The organism is Paenibacillus sp. UMB4589-SE434, assembly GCF_030226685.1.
In the GTDB taxonomy this organism is placed as follows: Bacteria; Bacillota; Bacilli; order Paenibacillales; family Paenibacillaceae; genus Paenibacillus_B.
Genome location: NZ_JASOYK010000006.1, coordinates 179843 through 196797, shown reverse-complemented (window position 1 = coordinate 196797; position 16955 = coordinate 179843). Strand labels below are relative to the sequence as shown.

General features: G+C 46.1%; 15 protein-coding genes, 1 tRNA gene and 1 other annotated feature. Of the genes, 8 read left to right on the top strand and 8 right to left on the bottom strand.

Going from position 1 to position 16955, the window contains the following annotated elements; translation table 11 throughout:
- Window positions 1–242: 242 nt before the first annotated feature.
- Window positions 243–2681: a phenylalanine--tRNA ligase subunit beta gene (gene pheT / locus QP775_RS19595; protein ID WP_285108554.1), complete on the bottom strand. Its 2439-nt coding sequence runs from the start codon at window positions 2679–2681 to the stop codon at window positions 243–245.
- Between the two features lie 34 nt (window positions 2682–2715).
- On the bottom strand, window positions 2716–3750 hold the full coding sequence (gene pheS, locus QP775_RS19590) for a phenylalanine--tRNA ligase subunit alpha (RefSeq protein ID WP_239332092.1): 1035 nt from the start codon (window positions 3748–3750) through the stop codon (window positions 2716–2718).
- Window positions 3751–3808: 58 nt separating this feature from the next.
- Window positions 3809–4072, bottom strand: a binding site (T-box leader).
- 487 nt (window positions 4073–4559) lie between these two features.
- On the opposite strand from pheS, the gene QP775_RS19585 reads away from it, so the two are divergent.
- Together QP775_RS19585 and QP775_RS19580 are read left to right on the top strand one after the other, a co-directional pair.
- Window positions 4560–5612 carry a mannose-1-phosphate guanylyltransferase gene (locus QP775_RS19585; protein WP_285108553.1) on the top strand — a complete coding sequence of 351 codons (1053 nt, stop codon included), beginning with the start codon at window positions 4560–4562 and terminating at the stop codon, window positions 5610–5612.
- Window positions 5609–6559, top strand: coding sequence for a GDP-mannose 4,6-dehydratase (locus QP775_RS19580; protein WP_239332096.1), 951 nt, complete (start codon window positions 5609–5611; stop codon window positions 6557–6559). The genes QP775_RS19585 and QP775_RS19580 overlap by 4 nt, the downstream gene beginning before the upstream one ends.
- Before the next feature lie 130 nt (window positions 6560–6689).
- Here the strand turns inward: QP775_RS19580 and QP775_RS19575 are convergent.
- The 4 genes from QP775_RS19575 to QP775_RS19560 all read right to left on the bottom strand — a co-directional run bounded on the left by QP775_RS19575 (window position 6690) and on the right by QP775_RS19560 (window position 9638).
- Window positions 6690–6766: transfer RNA gene (locus QP775_RS19575), tRNA-Pro, on the bottom strand.
- Window positions 6767–6938: 172 nt separating this feature from the next.
- Window positions 6939–7598, bottom strand: coding sequence for a response regulator (locus QP775_RS19570; RefSeq protein ID WP_239332098.1), 660 nt, complete (start codon window positions 7596–7598; stop codon window positions 6939–6941).
- Entirely contained in the window at window positions 7549–8433 is an 885-nt protein-coding gene (locus tag QP775_RS19565) for a sensor histidine kinase (protein WP_285108552.1), read from the bottom strand. The genes QP775_RS19570 and QP775_RS19565 overlap by 50 nt, the downstream gene beginning before the upstream one ends.
- Window positions 8434–8633: 200 nt before the next feature.
- Window positions 8634–9638 carry a LacI family DNA-binding transcriptional regulator gene (locus QP775_RS19560; protein WP_285108551.1) on the bottom strand — a complete coding sequence of 335 codons (1005 nt, stop codon included), beginning with the start codon at window positions 9636–9638 and terminating at the stop codon, window positions 8634–8636.
- Between the two features lie 291 nt (window positions 9639–9929).
- Between QP775_RS19560 and QP775_RS19555 the strand changes: the two genes are divergently transcribed.
- Together QP775_RS19555 and QP775_RS19550 are read left to right on the top strand one after the other, a co-directional pair.
- A complete protein-coding gene (locus tag QP775_RS19555; RefSeq protein ID WP_239332104.1) occupies window positions 9930–10256 on the top strand; it encodes a YbjQ family protein in 327 nt (108 codons plus the stop codon).
- Window positions 10256–10516 (top strand): HD family phosphohydrolase, encoded by a 261-nt coding sequence (locus QP775_RS19550; protein ID WP_285108550.1) that lies wholly within the window; start codon window positions 10256–10258, stop codon window positions 10514–10516. The genes QP775_RS19555 and QP775_RS19550 overlap by 1 nt, the downstream gene beginning before the upstream one ends.
- A gap of 460 nt (window positions 10517–10976) precedes the next feature.
- Here QP775_RS19550 and QP775_RS19545 read toward each other — a convergent pair whose 3' ends face one another.
- A complete protein-coding gene (locus QP775_RS19545) occupies window positions 10977–11945 on the bottom strand; it encodes an aldolase catalytic domain-containing protein (protein ID WP_239332110.1) in 969 nt (322 codons plus the stop codon).
- Between the two features lie 257 nt (window positions 11946–12202).
- Here QP775_RS19545 and QP775_RS19540 point away from each other — a divergent pair, with 257 nt between their 5' ends.
- Genes QP775_RS19540 through QP775_RS19530 form a run of 3 tightly spaced genes read left to right on the top strand, consistent with a single transcriptional unit; the run spans window position 12203 to window position 14646 of the window.
- Entirely contained in the window at window positions 12203–12436 is a 234-nt protein-coding gene (locus tag QP775_RS19540) for a FeoA family protein (protein WP_239332112.1), read from the top strand.
- The gene (gene feoB, locus QP775_RS19535) at window positions 12433–14457 is read left to right on the top strand and encodes a ferrous iron transport protein B (protein WP_285108549.1); all 2025 of its coding nucleotides are present in this window, start codon (window positions 12433–12435) and stop codon (window positions 14455–14457) included. The genes QP775_RS19540 and feoB overlap by 4 nt, the downstream gene beginning before the upstream one ends.
- A complete protein-coding gene (locus tag QP775_RS19530) occupies window positions 14458–14646 on the top strand; it encodes a FeoB-associated Cys-rich membrane protein (RefSeq protein WP_350338989.1) in 189 nt (62 codons plus the stop codon).
- Between the two features lie 209 nt (window positions 14647–14855).
- Here the strand turns inward: QP775_RS19530 and QP775_RS19525 are convergent, their stop codons facing one another.
- Window positions 14856–15746: a LysR family transcriptional regulator gene (locus tag QP775_RS19525; RefSeq protein WP_239332118.1), complete on the bottom strand. Its 891-nt coding sequence runs from the start codon at window positions 15744–15746 to the stop codon at window positions 14856–14858.
- Window positions 15747–15948: 202 nt separating this feature from the next.
- Here QP775_RS19525 and QP775_RS19520 point away from each other — a divergent pair, with 202 nt between their 5' ends.
- Window positions 15949–16926 carry a DMT family transporter gene (locus QP775_RS19520; protein ID WP_239332120.1) on the top strand — a complete coding sequence of 326 codons (978 nt, stop codon included), beginning with the start codon at window positions 15949–15951 and terminating at the stop codon, window positions 16924–16926.
- The last annotated feature ends 29 nt before the right edge of the window (window positions 16927–16955 follow it).

The window sequence follows — 16955 nt, the reverse complement described above, 5'->3', positions numbered from 1 at the left end:
CCATTCATTTGTAATTATTTCGATATAGTAAGCGCTTTTTCCTGCTCCTTAGCTCTGTCATTATCAGGCTTTAGCAGAAGTTTAGCTATATATCATCTTGGCGTATAAATAGGAAAAGGGCAACCCCTCCATTCCATGCGTGCGCGAAGCGGCGCTTGAAATGACGAGGTTTGCCCTATTTAACTTCCTTTAAAATCTGAAATACCTATATGGTTACAGCATATTCTGGCTTTGTTTTTCCATTATTTACGCAGTTCTGCACCTTGCGCTTCTAATGCTGCTACTACTTTACCGTGTAGTGCCGTGATTTCTTCATCTGTAAAGGTTTGTTCTGGATTGCGATAGACTAGCGAGATCGCGACACTCTTTTTGTCTGCAGCAATACGATCACCTGTGTACACATCAAATACACGTACCGATTCCAGCCAAGCCTCGGCTGTTTCCTTGGCTGTGTTCACAAAATGACCTACTTCAGCCTGGCGGTCCAGCACCAATGCAATATCGCGTTCTACTGCTGGGAAGCGTGGCAGCACTTGATACTCAATTGCAAAGCTGGTTGTGTCAATGACGGGTTGGAGCAGAATCTCGGCAACATACGTTTCACCCAGATCCTTGCTGCGCTGAAGATCCGGATGAATTTGCCCAATTGTGCCGAGCAGTACTTCACCTGAATCAGACTGCAAGTAAATGCTGGCGGATCGACCTGGATGGAAACCTGCCGGACGGTCTGCAGCATAACGTACACGCCCTATAATACCCAAGTGGCTGAACAAGCTGTCCAGCGCTCCTTTAATATCATAAAAATCAACCTGTTCCGCCTGGATATTCCATTGCGGCGTTCTACGCTTTCCTGTCATCAAAACGGCAAGCACGGATTTCTCTTCCGGAAGTTCCGCAAGCGCAGCATTGTCGGTCACATAAATGCTGCCCACTTCAAACAGCTGCACATCTTCGTTCTTGCGATTGCGGTTGTAGCCTGCTGTATCCAACAAGCCTGGTATAAAGCTTGTGCGCAGCACACTGCGGTCCTCACTCATCGGCATAGCCAGCTTTACAGCTTTGGCGTTCGGTGACAATGTTGGGAACAGCTCCGTTTCCTGTGGGTGCGTGAATGAATAAGTAATGGCTTCATGCAGCCCCCCGCCTGCCAACAAACGGCGAATTTCGCGACGGATCCGCTGCGACTTTGTCAGGTGACCTGGTGTTGTCGCCCCTTCAATCGGAGTTGTCGGAATGTTATCGTAGCCATACATCCGCGCCACTTCTTCAATCAGGTCAACGTCAAGTGTAATATCGCCGCGACGAGCCGGAATTTGCACTTCAAACACGCCGCTCTCAGCTTCGTTCCCCTCAAATCCAAGTCTTCTAAGGATCGAGTGAATCTCAGCCGCAGTGAGCGAAGTGCCTAACATCCGATTCGTCTTCTCTACTGACAACTGAATCGATTGGCGTGTATGTTGTGCTGTTACTTTCTCCACGATACCCGCTGCAACTGTGCCACCTGTCAACTGACGAATCAGTTCAGCCGCACGATTCAATGCAGGCAGGACTGATTCTGGGTTCACTTCTTTCTCAATGCGAAGAGAAGCCTCAGAACGCAACCCAAGCTGACGGGATGTCTTCCGTACAACCCCACCATCAAATTTGGCTGATTCGAGCAAAATGTTAACTGTTGATTCCGTTACCTCCGAATTTTCCCCACCCATTACACCAGCAAGTGCTACAGGCTTAACTCCGTCCGTAATCAGCAGCATCTGCGGATCCAGCTTGCGCTCTTGTCCATCAAGTGTAACAATCGTCTCTCCTGCACGAGCCATCCGTACTTCAATATGTCCATTAGACAATTGATCAGCATCAAATGCATGTAACGGCTGTCCATATTCGAGCATCACAAAGTTGGTTGCATCAACGATGTTATTGATTGGACGAACCCCTGCTGCTAACAAGCGGTTCTGAAGCCATAATGGCGAAGACGCAATCTTAACACCTGTAATGTAACGCGCTGCGTAGCGACTGCATGCCTCTGTTGCTGCAATTTCTACGGAGATGTGGTCAGACGCCGGTGCGCCCGCCTCTTCTATCATTTCATTAGGCAGCTTAACAGGACGATCCAAGATTGCACCGACTTCATAGGCCGCACCCAACATACTTAAGCAATCCGAGCGATTCGGCGTCAGATCGAACTCCAAGACATGATCATTTAAATCCAAGACTTCAGCAATCGGCGTGCCTAGTTGAACATCTGCCGGCAGAACCAGTATACCTTCCTGCATTTCTTTTGGCAGCAGCTTGTCATTCAGACCAAGCTCCTTCGCAGAGCAGATCATTCCCTGAGATTCCACACCACGCAGCTTAGCGCGCTTAATCTTCATGCCGTCAGGCATTACAGCTCCAATTGTTGCCACAGGTACCTTTTGTCCTGCATCGACGTTTTTAGCGCCGCATACGATCTGAAGCATGTCGGCTGCCCCTACGTCTACCGTACATACATTCAACTTATCCGCGTCAGGATGCTTCTCTCTAGCCGTAACATAACCAACAACGATGTTATCAAGGCCCGGGTTGCGGCTCTCCACATGGTCAATTTCAATACCTGCACGTGTGATACGCTCGGCTAATTGTTGCGCTGTTGCGCCAGTTAAATCGATATATTCAGATAACCATTTATAGGATACATTCATTATGATTTTTCCTTCCTTCCTCTAATCCTCAATCTTACATCCGGTCGAATTGCTGCAAGAAGCGAATGTCATTTGTATAAAAATGTCGAATATCGTCAATGCCGTATTTCAGCAGCGCAATACGTTCTACCCCCATACCAAACGCAAATCCGGAATATACTTCTGGATCATAGCCGCCCATTTCCAATACACGTGGATGAACCATGCCACAGCCAAGAATTTCAAGCCAGCCTGTCTGTTTGCACATCCGACACCCTTTGCCTGCACATTGTACACATGTAACGTCAACCTCAGCGCTTGGCTCCGTGAATGGGAAGAAACTAGGACGCAGGCGAATTTGCATGTGAGGTCCGAACATCTCGTTTACGAATTGCAGCAGTGTCCCTTTCAAATCGCTCATCCGGATATTTTTGTCGATGACCAGTCCCTCAATCTGATGGAACATAAAGGAGTGCGTTGCATCATCATCATCACGACGATAAACACGTCCTGGGCAGATCACTTTGAGCGGTACTTCGCCTTTCATCATTTCCATCGTCCGCACCTGAACTGGAGATGTCTGTGTACGCATCAAAATATCTTCTGTAATATAGAACGAATCTTGCATATCACGAGCAGGATGGTTCTTAGGCAGGTTAAGCGCCTCAAAGTTATAATAATCACTTTCCACTTCAGGTCCCTCTGCCACTTGGTAGCCCATTCCAATAAAGACATCTTCAATTTCTTGAATGACTTTGTTCAAAGGATGAATGGCTCCACTTGTCAACTTGCGTCCTGGAAGCGTAACGTCAATGAGCTCGGCTTGCAGACGATGCTCAGTCTGAGCACGTACAAAAGCTTCTTGTTTCTCGTTAATAATATTCTCGATCGATCCGCGCACTTCGTTAGCGACTTGGCCGATCAATGGGCGCTCTTCTGCGCTTAAACTACCCATGCCGCGCAAAATTTCCGTGAGCTCACCCTTTTTTCCTAAAAATTTAATGCGTAGATCGTTTAATTGTTGTTCCGTTATGACTTCCTGCAGCAGATCCAGCACATTTTCGCGCAGTGCGTGTAAACGCTCCTTCATGAATGTGTTCCTCCTTCATTTCCAATCCATATTCATACAAAAAAGACCTTTCCATCCGGTAAGGGACGAAAAGGCCGTGGTACCACCCTAATTAGATATTCGACACGGCATTGTCCGCTGTATCAGCCTATCTCACTTCAAGCGATAATAACGGTTCGCGGCCGGGACACTCTACTGATGAAACCGCCTCTAAACGGCTCCTGTTCAAGCTCCTGCTCCGGAGTGAAATTCAGCAAGTCCTAACTCGAAAGATGCTCTCAATCATCGGCATCTTCTCCCTGGCAAGCGGCGCAAGCTTACTTATCTCCATCTCAGCATCTTACTGTTTAACGTGAATTGGTCTAATGTCGTCGGCACATGTAAGTATGCATCAGACTAGTCTATATTATAGCCAGAAATTAATTTCTTTTGCAAGCGTCAATCACTCATTTTGACCCATTTTATTGCTTGTGGAAGCATAGCTGATGATCCTGCAAACATTCCTCCTTCGCCATGTAGTAGCGTTTATTCCACGAATGCATAGCATAGGAGATAGGATGGTACTTCGCTAAATCCAGTATGGAAAAGAATTGTTTTCTGTAAACAGGACAGAACATACCGATTACTCACTTCTTATTTTGTCCTGCTGCAGCAGTCTGCTGTCATTTTCCATCCATTACTTTCTATACTCATAGTCGTCGTAACTTTTATCTTAAAGTCGGCACAAAAGCCGTTTCAAGCCAAATTCATTTGCACATACAATAGGTACTAAAATGGATTAGAAATATGTACAGTTCTATTTTGGTCTAAACGAAATGGGGTGAACCTCGTTGAACGTCGTTATCATGGCTGGAGGCCGAGGCACACGTTTCTGGCCAAGCAGCACAACATCGAAGCCCAAGCAATTTCTCCCCCTTCTCTCCACCAAATCGATGCTGCAAGAAACGTATATGCGCTTTAGACAATGGCTCCCGGAAGAACGAATATTTGTGGCAACAATTGAGGCATATGTAGGACTTGTAAAGGAGCAATTGCCTGAGTTATCCCCTGATCGACTTATTATTGAACCTGTGGCACGCGATACAGGTCCATGTACCGCACTCACCGCATTATTTTTCCTTCGCCAGGAGCTGGATGATGTGATCGTTATGGTACCTTCCGATCAATTTATATCGGACTATCAACGATTGCGATATGCCTTGGAAGCGGCAGAACAAGAAGCACTTCATAACCGCACAACCGTAATGCTTGGAATCGTGCCGAGTCGGCCCGAAACCGGGTATGGTTACATTCGTACGTCAGAATGGGGCAAACACAGAAGGCTTCGTTCGGTATCTTCATTTATTGAGAAGCCTAACCTAAGCGTTGCGGATGAGCTCGTCAGATTACCCGGAACTTATTGGAATAGCGGTATTTTTGTATGGAGACCTTCTACAATCGCCCATTTAATGAATCGTTTCTGTCCTTCTATATGGAGTCCACTTTCGGAACACTATCCTCACATTGATACCATTTATCCCTCTATTCCTAAGCTCTCGGTTGACTACGCCATTATTGAAAAAGCACCTAATCTATTTGTTGTTCCGGTAGATTTCGAGTGGGACGATGTAGGAACATGGAATTCGGTCCGCAGGCATTACGGCACTGACCAGTCGGGCAATCTGCTGAACGGATACGTGAACTCATTACATGCGAAAGACAATATCGTAATTAGCGATAAACATACCGCTGTCATCGGCGTGCGTGATCTCATCATTATTTCAACAGAGGATGGTCTGCTCGTCTGTCATCGTTCAGAGGAACAGCGCATCAAGGAAGTCATTAACGAAAGCTTGCAGGCATGGGAGTCCCATCAACTTAAAGAGGTGAAACCAACCCAATGAAGGCTCTAGTAACCGGTATTTCTGGATTTGTCGGCAGTCATATGGCCGAATTTCTGTTGGATCAACAAGTCGAGGTGATCGGTACGATCCGCAACCGCAGCCGGATGGATCACATTGAGCACATTCAGTCTCACATTCGACTGGTCGAATGTGAGCTCCGTGATCCATTCTCAGTCGAAACGCTGCTGGCTGCAGAACGACCCGACTATATTTTCCACCTCGCTGCCCAAAGCTTCGTACCTACATCCTGGAACTCTCCAGTAGATACAATATATAACAACGTTGCAGGCCAGTTGAATATTTTTGAGGCCGTCAGACGACTGGAACTGTCTGCAAAGATCCAGATTGCTTGCTCCAGCGAGGAATACGGACATGTGGAACCACATGAGACTCCCATTAGCGAGGACAATCCGCTGCGACCACTCAGCCCTTATGCTGTCAGTAAAGCTGCTCAAGATTATCTAGGCTATCAATATTATAAGAGCTATGGCGTACATGTTATTCGAACAAGGACCTTCAACCACACCGGACCGCGCCGCGGCGAACAATTTGTGACTTCTAACTTTGCCAAGCAAATCGCAGAGATCGAAAAAGGAATTCGACCTCCTATCGTATCTGTTGGTAACCTGCAGGCCAAACGCGACTTTACGGATGTCCGAGATATTGTACGCGCATACTGGGTGGGGTTAGAAAAAGGAGAGGCCGGAGAATGTTACAACATCGCCTCTGGCACGTGTGTCACCATCGAAGAAATGTTGAATCTGCTGCTTAGCATGAGCACGATCTCCATCGAGGTGGTACCGGATCCAAGTCGGATGCGCCCATCTGACGTCGAGATTCTGCTCGGTGATGCCTCTAAATTTGAGCGCCAGACAGGTTGGAAGCCAACAATACCGTTTGAGCAGACGATGTTCGATCTACTTACCTATTGGCGCGAGCGAGTCTAAATACATGTCATTGTAAAGACAAGTAAAGACAAAGCAGCGCTGGCAGTGCTGCTTTGTCTTATTACTTGTAATTACGTGCTGGATACACAAAAAAACGTATTCCCAAAGGAATACGTTGCGATGATAATTATGGTCGGGACGACACGATTTGAACATGCGACCCCTTGGTCCCAAACCAAGTGCTCTACCAAGCTGAGCTACGTCCCGTTATATGCGCCCTATTAAGGCGACATAGACTAATATAGCACACCTTAAAATAACGTGCAATACAAATCAGGCACATTTATGAACATTTTCAACCATACAGCCTTATTCATACCCATGTGCGCTCACCTTGACCTCATAATATGCGGTTACGATAGCGCCCTTCCTGTTTAAATCATGCCAACCCATTTTCAAACGCATAGCGGGTAAGCTGTACGCGATTATCCAGATGCAGCTTCTGTAAAATATTTTTGAGATGATTCTTTACGGTATGCTCGGACAAGGTTAAGCGGAGTGCAATCTCCCGATTGGATTCACCCTTGGCAACACGCTCTAATATTTCACGTTCCCGTGCCGTTAAAGGTGAAGCGTGCACAGGACGAGCGCTCTGCTTTGGCGCAAATTCCTGCAACAACCGCATCGCTAGCTCCTGCGACATAGGTGCTTCATCAATCGCAACTGCACGTAAATATTCATGCCAAGCAGCAGGCTGCAAATTTTTAAGCAAATATCCTTGTGCCCCTACTTTCAGCGCTTCAAATAAGTGAGTGATGTCGTCGGAGACGGTAACCATCACAATTTTCACATAAGGGAACTTCTCCTTAATACGACGAGTTGCTTCTAATCCTCCCATAACAGGCATCGAGATGTCCATCAGAATCAAATCGGGCATTAAATGCTCGGTCAAGCTTAATGCTTCTTCTCCATTTACCGCTTCACCAACAAGATGAAATAAAGGATCAATGGATAAAATATCATTAATACCCTCACGCGCGTGTGCATTATCATCCGCAATTAATATGCGAAATCGCTGTTCTTGCAGTTTCGTGCTCATTCCATGACATCTCCTTTCCTTTGCTAATGCATATCACTGTTTCCTCATGCTGGCGATATACAGACATCTGCCACCCCATGTTATGAATTCGGTCTCTCATCATTTTCATACCATATTTTCCTGGGAGAGCAAACGGATCGTCCTTCATTCCCGCTCCATCATCCCGAACCTCACAATAAAACTGATCATTGCCTCCCTCTGACAAAACTGTAACATGCCTTGCCTGCGCATGCTTGCGTACATTGGTTAAGGCCTCTCGCACACAGGAAAACAACGTAATCTTCTCTTTTATCGTCATCTGCTCGTCATCAAGCCGCCAGTCTACTTCTGGCTCCCACTCCGTATCTACCCGCATTTCTTCAATCATCTGCATAAAGGTATTGCTCCAAGAGAAGTCAGCTTCCTGCGGTGCGGCTTGCAAATTGGCTATCGCTTGCCTCACATCATCATGCACGTGATGTACGGTCTGTTTCAATTTATCGAATTGGATTTGGCGCTCTTCGCCCTCCGCATGCTCCAGTCGATTAATCTTAACTGACAGCATAAACAGCGATTGCGAAATACCGTCATGCAGTTCTTGGGCAAGGCGCTCGCGCTCCTCCAGTTCAGCCTTTAATTGCTGCTCTTGCCGCAGCTTACGCTGAGTCTCTTCCAATAGTGCAAACAACTTCGTTAAGAAGATAGCCGACACAGCAAATACAATAATCGGTGCCAGCACATTACCCAGGTCCATCGACATGTAAGGGAGCAGGACAGTATGGCGTATGTACTCCCACAACCCTATCGTAATGGTTGGAATCCATAAGATAAGCCTTTTAATCATGCGATCGCTCATTACACACCTCCTGTTTGTTATGGTCTATTTTAACTATGAGGTCAGTTAGACTGTTGAATTGTTGAATTGCTATTACAAACTCACCTGCTGATACCGATTGTAAACATCAAGTCTCTCTGTGTCCATCATTTAAAAAAGCATGAGCGACCTGTGTAAGATCACTCATGCCTGATGGGTTTACAAAAGGAAAACGATTACAATTATGACTGCGGCAAGCGCGGAGCGGTTGATTCACGCACCACCAGTTCCGAATCAAATTTAAATGTCATGCTGCGTTTATTTGTGCCGTTCACTTGCTTCATCAGCACATCTACTGCCATTCTTGCGATTTGTTCAGCTGGCTGCTTCATCGTAGTCAAGCGCGGCTTAAGCTGGGAGGCCAGTATTTGATCATCATACCCCACGATGGAGACATCACGCGGTACCTTATATCCGGCTTCGGTTAAAGCGTTAATCGCGCCAATTGCCATAAAATCGTCGGCCGCGAATATCGCCTCTGGCACATTCCCTGATTCAATCCAACGCATCATCGCCTCGTAGCCGGAAGTAATGGAGAAATCACCGGTTTCCACTGCAAACGGTTCCAATCCCGCTTCCGCCATCGCCTGCATAAATCCGCGCTCGCGCTCGTGGGCACTCAAAAAGAATGCCGGTCCTCTAATGTGCGCGATACGCTTATGGCCCAGATCAATCAAATGCTGAGTGGCCTCGTACCCACCTTTTAGATTATCAACAAGCACACAGGATACTGAAGGCTGCATCACTTGATTGTCAATCAGTACAAATGGAATCTTGCGCTTCTTCAGTTCCACGATGTACAGTTCTTCATGGACAGCCGATAAGATTAGCAGTCCATCCACCCGATCTTCTTGAATCAGCTCCGTTCCGTGTCCTTCTTCTGTAGGGTAGTTGGCAACCGAAAGTGCTAAATAATATCCATAGTCCTTAAGTTGGCTAGACACGTTCTGCACTACACTGTCCAGGAATGAATCCTGTAATGTCGTTACAATTACCCCGATTACGCCTGTCTTTCCTTTAGCCAAGCTGCGAGCCGCTGCATTCGGATGATAATCCAATTCCTTCATCGCCTGCAGCACCTTCTGCCTATTTTTCTCCCGTACGGTCTTTGCATTATTAAGTACGCGCGACACCGTGACGACAGATAAGCCAGCTTTTTTGGCCACATCAAAAATACTGACTTTCATCACTATCCTACTCTCCTCATAAAAACTAAAAATATGTGCTCTATTATTATTTATCTCTGTCTCCTTACATAATAAACAATGTACAGCCTCATTCCAATAAAATCCTTCGTATTTAATAACAATTCTTTCATTTTAGCAGCAAACAATATTTGGCATGAGCCATACCGAAACTCAATTGGATCAATGAAAATAACACAAATTCGTGCATGTGAATGAAACGAATAGCGGAAACTAACCGTATTAAAAGTAAATGGCCGTCAAAATGGCCTGTGACAAAGAGGAGCTGACGTTATGCTGGTATCAACTACGGAACGTGTTGCAAATGCTGAGATCGCTGAAACTTTAGGAACGGCTTTTGGAGTTGTGGTGCGCGCTCGCGGCATTGGTGGAGACATTATGGCTTCGCTGAAGGGTCTTGTTGGAGGAGAAGTCAAACAATATACGCAAATGATTGAAGATGCACGTCGTCAAGCGATGGACCGTATGATTCAGAACGCACACGCAATGGGTGGAGACGCTGTCATCATGATGCGCTTCGACAGCGGCGACATCGGACAGAATATGAGTGAGATTGTAGCCTATGGAACTGTCGTGCGGCTTAAGCCGGTGAGTTATTAATGTCCGGACTCGCCACTTTGCTCGGTATTGCTGGAGTATTCTACGGAATACCGCTTATTGGTCTTATTATTCTTATTATTATCGGCAAGAAAGTGTACGACAAGCGCTATAAGCAGCATGATAATGCGCGGGATGCCATCGGGCTGAATGCTGATTATGTCCCTACCAAGGAAATATTTATTGATCCGCGTGACGGTTTTCAATATCAAGTATACTACAATCCCAAGACCGGTGACAGACAATACATCCGCACGAATTAATCGTGCGGATGTATTGTTGATTGCCTCGCTTTATCATGCACATCTGCCCCCGAACAACTGTACTGTCATTTTGATTTTCAACTCGCCACGCTGCTACCTCTCCCCGTATTTATATACACCTTCGACGCGCCGCATCTCGGTATGCTGCATTGGCTTCTCATCGTCGATTAGCACAACGTGCCGTTCAGGCAATGAAGCTCCATCCGAAGGTAATGAATTTCAATAAGCCTCTGCTTAGCTATCTTTTAAGGTGCTCGCCATAAGCATTAACTACACTTAGCTTTTCGATCGGTCGCAGCTCTTGCACCTCTTCTTCAAGCGCCCCCATTTCCACACAACCATATGAAAGCCAATAGCTGTTGTCTTCATGCGCGCAGCATTATGAACTACTAGAGAACAATAAAACAGCACTGTCTCTCCTTAAGAGCAACAGTGCTGTACATATTGACAACATATCAAATTATTCCGGTTTCTTCTGCACAAAGTTACCTTCTGGTGTCATCATGCGGTCATAAAATTCGGTGAACTTGTTACGCTCCGGCGAAGCCAACAGTGCCATCGCAGAACGCGGATGCTCATCCAACGTGCCTGTAATCAAATATGGCACTAGGTAGCCCCACTCCCACTTTTCACGCATCGGAATCATGTGTTTCTCCAAGAAACGTAAAGTTGGACGCAAATGGAACTTGCTGTTCTTCAAATGAGTCAGCAGCGCTTCCGTAGGACAGTTCCCTGCTCCGCGACCCATGCCGTAAACGGAGGAATCAAGCAGTTCTACGCCTTTCTCCGCTGCAACGAGCGTATTGGAGAATGCAAGCTGCATATTGTTATGTGTATGAACGCCAAGACTCTTGTTAGGCAGATGTTCTTGGAACTTCGTCACTAAGAAATGAAAATCGTTATGGTCCATGCTGCCGTACGAATCCACAATGTATACGACGTCAACCGGACTTTCCTTAATCATCAGGAAAGCTTCATTCAAGTCGTTTTCCATTACATTTGACAACGCCATAATATTCAAAGTGGTCTCATAACCACGATCGTGGAACGTCTGAATAAGCTCCAATGCTTTGTCAACGTCTTTAATGTAACAAGCCACTCGAATCAGATCTAGCAAGCTTTCACTGCGCGGAAGAATGTCATTTTCATCCACTCGTCCAATATCTACTAATGCAGACAGCTTGGTTTGACCTTTTTGCGGAATGACCTTACGCAAGAAATCATCATTCAAAAATCGCCATGGACCCGTTTCATCAGCGCCGCTTAACAGCTTAGGCGAATTTTTGTAGCCGATTTCCATATAATCGACGCCCGCTTCATTCAATGCGGCATACAGATCTTGCACAAATTCTACACTGAAGTCCCAATTATTTACGAGGCCGCCGTCTCGAATGGTGCAGTCGACAATTTTACAATGATTCGTTTTCATTCCGCTTTCTCCTTTTTACGTTTTAATTTTCTTCATTCTACTGGAAACAACGACATAAAGCAAAGTAAAAGATGCCTGATTTCGGTAATTTGATGCAAAAAAAGTGCTTATTATGACACATGTCTATCCCGAATATGATTTTGATCACAAGAGCTCCATATAAAAAGTGATACATTACAAATGTAAATGATAAAGATTATCACTCTTGAAGCTGAAAGTAGGAATCAGGTATGACTTCACACACACATTCCCCTTGTATGTGCAAATCGCTAGGACATCTAAAACCAGGTGAAACAGCATGTATTACGAATTTAGCCAAACTATCTGATGCTGTTTCCCATCGACTGCTGGATCTTGGTGTGACAAAAGGAACACTTGTGAAGGTGAAGCGCTGCAGCTTGTTAGGCGGTCCGCTGATGCTGGAAGCAAACGGACAATTGTTCGGCCTGCGCAGAGTCGAAGCGACTTTAATCGAGGTGGATGCATGTTGAGCACCTGGTCAACTGCCCTTGTCGGCAATCCGAATACTGGAAAGACTTCTTTGTTTAATTCCCTCACTCGCTCCTATGAATATGTGGGTAACTGGACTGGCGTTACCGTAGAGAAAAAAGTGGGGTTGCTTCGCAACCGTTCATCTCAATTAATTGATCTTCCCGGCATCTACTCATTGCAGCCTATGTCCAGAGATGAGGGTGTTGCTGTTCATTATTTACTGCATGATCGACCAAATGCGATGCTTAATGTCGTCGATGCCTCCCAATTGGAGAGAAATTTATTTTTAACCATACAACTGCTAGAATATGGCGCGCCGATGTTGATCGCCTTAAACATGAATGATGTGGCTGAAGGACGAGGCATATGTATTAAGTCTGAGCTCTTAGAGGCCAGATTGGGAATTCCAGTGTACAAGATCAATGCACGTCGTGATCAAGGAATCCCTAATTTACTGAACGACCTGACGCCAGACTGTATGGTTGCCAAGAAACCTTCCACCTTCCGGCTTGATTACGGTCAGCCTGTGGAAACAGCTATTCAGAGCTTGGAGGCACTGCTTCCAAATATCGAGCATATTCCAAGCAGATGGGTCGCCCTTCAATATTTAGAAAATAACAAAACAATTCACGAATGGGTTCACCAATTCGCTGATATTGAACCTGCGATTACGCGCCTATATGAAGAGACTGAGCAACAACTGCAATCTGCTGGCACAGCACTTCATCTTCCACAGCATATTCGTGCTGTCAGGACTACGTATATTCGGCAAATCGTTGCCGAGAGCTTGTTTCACGCAGCACCCGCAAAGCCAACACTAACGGATCGAATCGATGACATTGTCACAAACCGTTGGCTTGGCATTCCATTCTTTATTGCTGTGATGTACTTGATGTTTAAAGTCACTTTTGAATGGATTGGATCCCCGTTATCGGATCTGCTTGATGGTTTCTTAGGTGGCACATTTACCGATTGGACCTCATCGCTGCTTGATTTGGTCGGTGCTTCAACTTTCACCCATGCTTTGATTCAAGAAGGCATCATTGCAGGTGTCGGTGGTGTCCTAGTCTTTGTACCGCAAATTTTTATTTTGTTCTTGTTTATTTCTTTCGTCGAAGATTCCGGCTATATGGCCCGTGTCACTGTTGTTATGGACAGGTTAATGGAGGCTGTTGGATTAAACGGAAAAGCGTTCATTCCCTTTGTTATCGGATTCGGCTGCAGTGTACCTGGTATAATGGCCGCACGTACAATCGAGCAGCCGCGCGAACGTCTCGTAACAACACTGCTTGTTCCGTTTATGTCATGTTCTGCTAGACTATCGGTGTACGCTTTGTTTGCGGGTGTCTTTTTTAAACAGCATCAAGCCCTCGTCGTATTATCCTTATATCTGCTTGGGATCGTACTAACGCTAATTCTAGCAAAAGTGTTCTCCAAAAGCTTCATGAAAGAAGAGCAAACCGTCTTTGTAGTAGAATTGCCGCCCTATCGCATGCCGCAATGGCGTACCTTGTTTCGCAGCACTTGGGAGAAAGGGAAGGGCTTTATACGCAAGGCAGGCACATTTATACTTGGCGGATCTGTCCTAATCTGGCTCTTGTCCTATGCCGGCCCTACTGGCATGGGCGTAGAGATGAATGAAAGCTATCTAGCCAAACTAGGAGGCCTATTAGCACCACTGTTCGTTCCACTTGGCTTTGGTACTTGGCAAGCAGGCGCAGCTCTTGTAACCGGATTTATGGCGAAGGAAATCGTTGTATCCACGATGAACATTATCTATCACGCGCCTGACGCAGCTATGCTGGAAGCACAAATTGCACATGCATTTACGCCGTTAACGGCTTATGCCTTCTGTGCATTCGTCCTGCTGTACGTTCCATGTCTAGCGACCGTCGGCATTATTCGGCGAGAGGTAGCTTCATGGAAATGGACACTATTCGCAATGGGCTATGCTTTAGTGGTGGCGTACCTAGTAGCCTTGTTTATTCGGCTTGGCGGCATGCTGCTCGGCTTTGCTTAAATGGGAAAGGAAGCGATAACGATGTCGTGGTTCGAATTCATACTATTGGCTGCCATTTTCGGATATGCAGCCTGGGCTGTTCTAAGACATGTCAAAAAGAGTAAGCAGGGGGCATGTGCATCTTGTTCCATCAGCAATTCATGCTCTTCCAAATGCGGAGTGCAGGAGGACACATTCCCACGACCTTAGTAACTCCACATACTTGATATTCAAATGACAAAGAACCTTTCATCCGGCTTTTAGGCGTGGGATGAAAGGTTCTCTGTTTACATAAGTCCATATTCCTCATTGGCTCGCTGCCGCTAACACCAAATCCAATTCCGGCACCCGTCATAGTCCACTTGGTCGACTTCAAAAATGCCACGTACCTTACATTTGGTTATCGGTGATCGTATCTGTTATACCAATTGTCGCCTCAACTTAGTGACTTCATGGATCGTTTCCATAAATTTACGTTCCACTTCACCCAAATAGGCATCCATACGGCGAATATACAAGACAGACACATACCTGAACTGCTCTGGTATAGTATACAGCTTCACCAATCCCTCGCGCTCCAACTTCTCGACTGCGGCACGAGGAACAAGCGTAATGCCCAGTCCCGCTACCACCGTACCGATTATCGTTTCCAGCGTACCGAATTCCATCACTTTATGCGGCGTCACGCGCTCAGCTTGCATCCACTGGCGCAGCTTCGCACGGTATCCACATCCTTGACGAAAAACGAGCAGCGGCAGATGCAGTAATTCTCGTACATCGCGCAATTGAGCTAGTTCATCACGATTTGTACTGCACACCAGCACAAGCTCCTCCTCGAACACCGGGTGTTGTTCTATATTAGGCTCTTGAATAGGGCCTGACACAAATGCTCCATCAAGTTTCAATTCTAGCACTTCTTCTATTAATTTCTCCGTCACACCTGTCATCAGCGATAGGTCAACCTTCGCGTACTTGCGATGATACAGGCTTAAAATATCAGGCAAGCCAACCACTGTCTCGACAGAGCCAATAAGAAGGGAGCCCGATGGATCTTCAGGATTCTGAAAGGCCTTCCGCATCTCCGTAATCAGCAGCAGCATACGCTCGGCATAAACGAGCAGCTTCCTGCCTTCCGCATTAAGGGTCATCCCGCGGCGATGTCGGTGAAATAACGGATGTCCGATCTCTTGTTCCAACGTGCGAATACGAGCCGTTACGTTAGACTGCACATAACCAAGCTGTTCTGCAGCGCGACTGACGCTGCCCTGCTCCGCAACCGCCTTAAAAATATGGATATCACTCAAATCCACACTGAACACCTCTTCACATCAGACGTTAGGTATTAATTTAAATGATATCATAAATCACTTTCAATTATTTTACAAGATACTTCCTTAAGCCGTATGATGATTCCTGTCGATAGAAAATTAATTCAGATTTTAAATATGATTGTCTATATACATGAAACTGTCGTTACTTCATGAGTCAGACAACTAGGAGTGTGCCGTTACCATGTCCAAGTCTCAATTGTTAAAGGGAGCCTTATTATGCTTTATTGCTGCTGTCGCTTGGGGAGCGATGTTTCCCGTAGCTGAGAGTGCGCTCCACCATCTGGATCCCTTCTGGTTCTCTACCCTTCGTTATGTAACTGTTACGATCCTCCTCGTTTTGTTGTTGCTATGGAAGGAAGGTCGTTCTGCTTTCCGCCTGGATGGCAAGGGATTTAAGCTCTGGATATTTGGTACATTTGCTTTTACAATCTACAATTTTGGCGTGTTCTGGGGACAGCAGCAATTAGGAAAATCAGGTGTCCTGCTTGCCTCGATTATGGAGTCGTTTATGCCTATGTTAGTCGTACTGCTGATGTGGTTCCTAACACGAAAGCGCCCTAATCTAGGAACATTAGCCTGTGTCATCGTTGCATTTATAGGCGTGTTGTTTGTAGTAACAAAAGGTGATCTGGCGATGTTTGGTAGCAGTGGCTTTAAAATAATGCCATTGCTTTCTATTTTTGCAGCGGTCATTAGTTGGGTACTGTATACGGTAGGCAGCGGACAATTCAAAGGTTTCTCCGCGCTGCGTTATTCCACGCTAACCTGTTTATTAGGATCGATTACATCTTTAGTTATCGTATCGATAGCGACGATGTTTGGTCAACTCAAAATGCCAACATCAACTGAAATTGTGCCCGTACTGCCGGAAATGGCATTTATGATCCTTGCGGCGGGGTTGCTAGCACTGCTCAGCTGGTTAAAAGGCATTGAACTGCTATCGCCAGTTAACGGCATGTTATTTATTAACTTTGTACCTGCAACTACATTTGTAATTTCGGTTCTTCAAGGCTATAGCGTGTCTGTCGCAGAATGGATCGGTACTGCCCTTATCGTCGGCGCTTTAATCGCAAACAACATCATCAGCAGGCGTCCAGCTGCCGAAACGGCACCTAATGGCCATGCATCCAAGGTCAAATCACGCGCGAGCGTAGCTTAGTCAGTCCGGTATCCTGTTCACTAACAGTG

Bases quoted from the DNA above. Each gene is read 5' to 3' on its own strand.
- pheT (WP_285108554.1), bottom strand. From the start codon at position 2,681: ATGAATGTATCCTATAAATGGTTATCTGAATATATCGATTTAACTGGC.
- pheS (WP_239332092.1), bottom strand. From the start codon at position 3,750: ATGAAGGAGCGTTTACACGCACTGCGCGAAAATGTGCTGGATCTGCTG.
- QP775_RS19580 (WP_239332096.1), top strand. From the start codon at position 5,609: ATGAAGGCTCTAGTAACCGGTATTTCTGGATTTGTCGGCAGTCATATG.
- QP775_RS19570 (WP_239332098.1), bottom strand. From the start codon at position 7,598: ATGAGCACGAAACTGCAAGAACAGCGATTTCGCATATTAATTGCGGAT.
- QP775_RS19565 (WP_285108552.1), bottom strand. From the start codon at position 8,433: ATGAGCGATCGCATGATTAAAAGGCTTATCTTATGGATTCCAACCATT.
- QP775_RS19560 (WP_285108551.1), bottom strand. From the start codon at position 9,638: ATGAAAGTCAGTATTTTTGATGTGGCCAAAAAAGCTGGCTTATCTGTC.
- QP775_RS19555 (WP_239332104.1), top strand. From the start codon at position 9,930: ATGCTGGTATCAACTACGGAACGTGTTGCAAATGCTGAGATCGCTGAA.
- QP775_RS19550 (WP_285108550.1), top strand. From the start codon at position 10,256: ATGTCCGGACTCGCCACTTTGCTCGGTATTGCTGGAGTATTCTACGGA.
- QP775_RS19545 (WP_239332110.1), bottom strand. From the start codon at position 11,945: ATGAAAACGAATCATTGTAAAATTGTCGACTGCACCATTCGAGACGGC.
- QP775_RS19540 (WP_239332112.1), top strand. From the start codon at position 12,203: ATGTGCAAATCGCTAGGACATCTAAAACCAGGTGAAACAGCATGTATT.
- QP775_RS19530 (WP_350338989.1), top strand. From the start codon at position 14,458: ATGGGAAAGGAAGCGATAACGATGTCGTGGTTCGAATTCATACTATTG.
- QP775_RS19520 (WP_239332120.1), top strand. From the start codon at position 15,949: ATGTCCAAGTCTCAATTGTTAAAGGGAGCCTTATTATGCTTTATTGCT.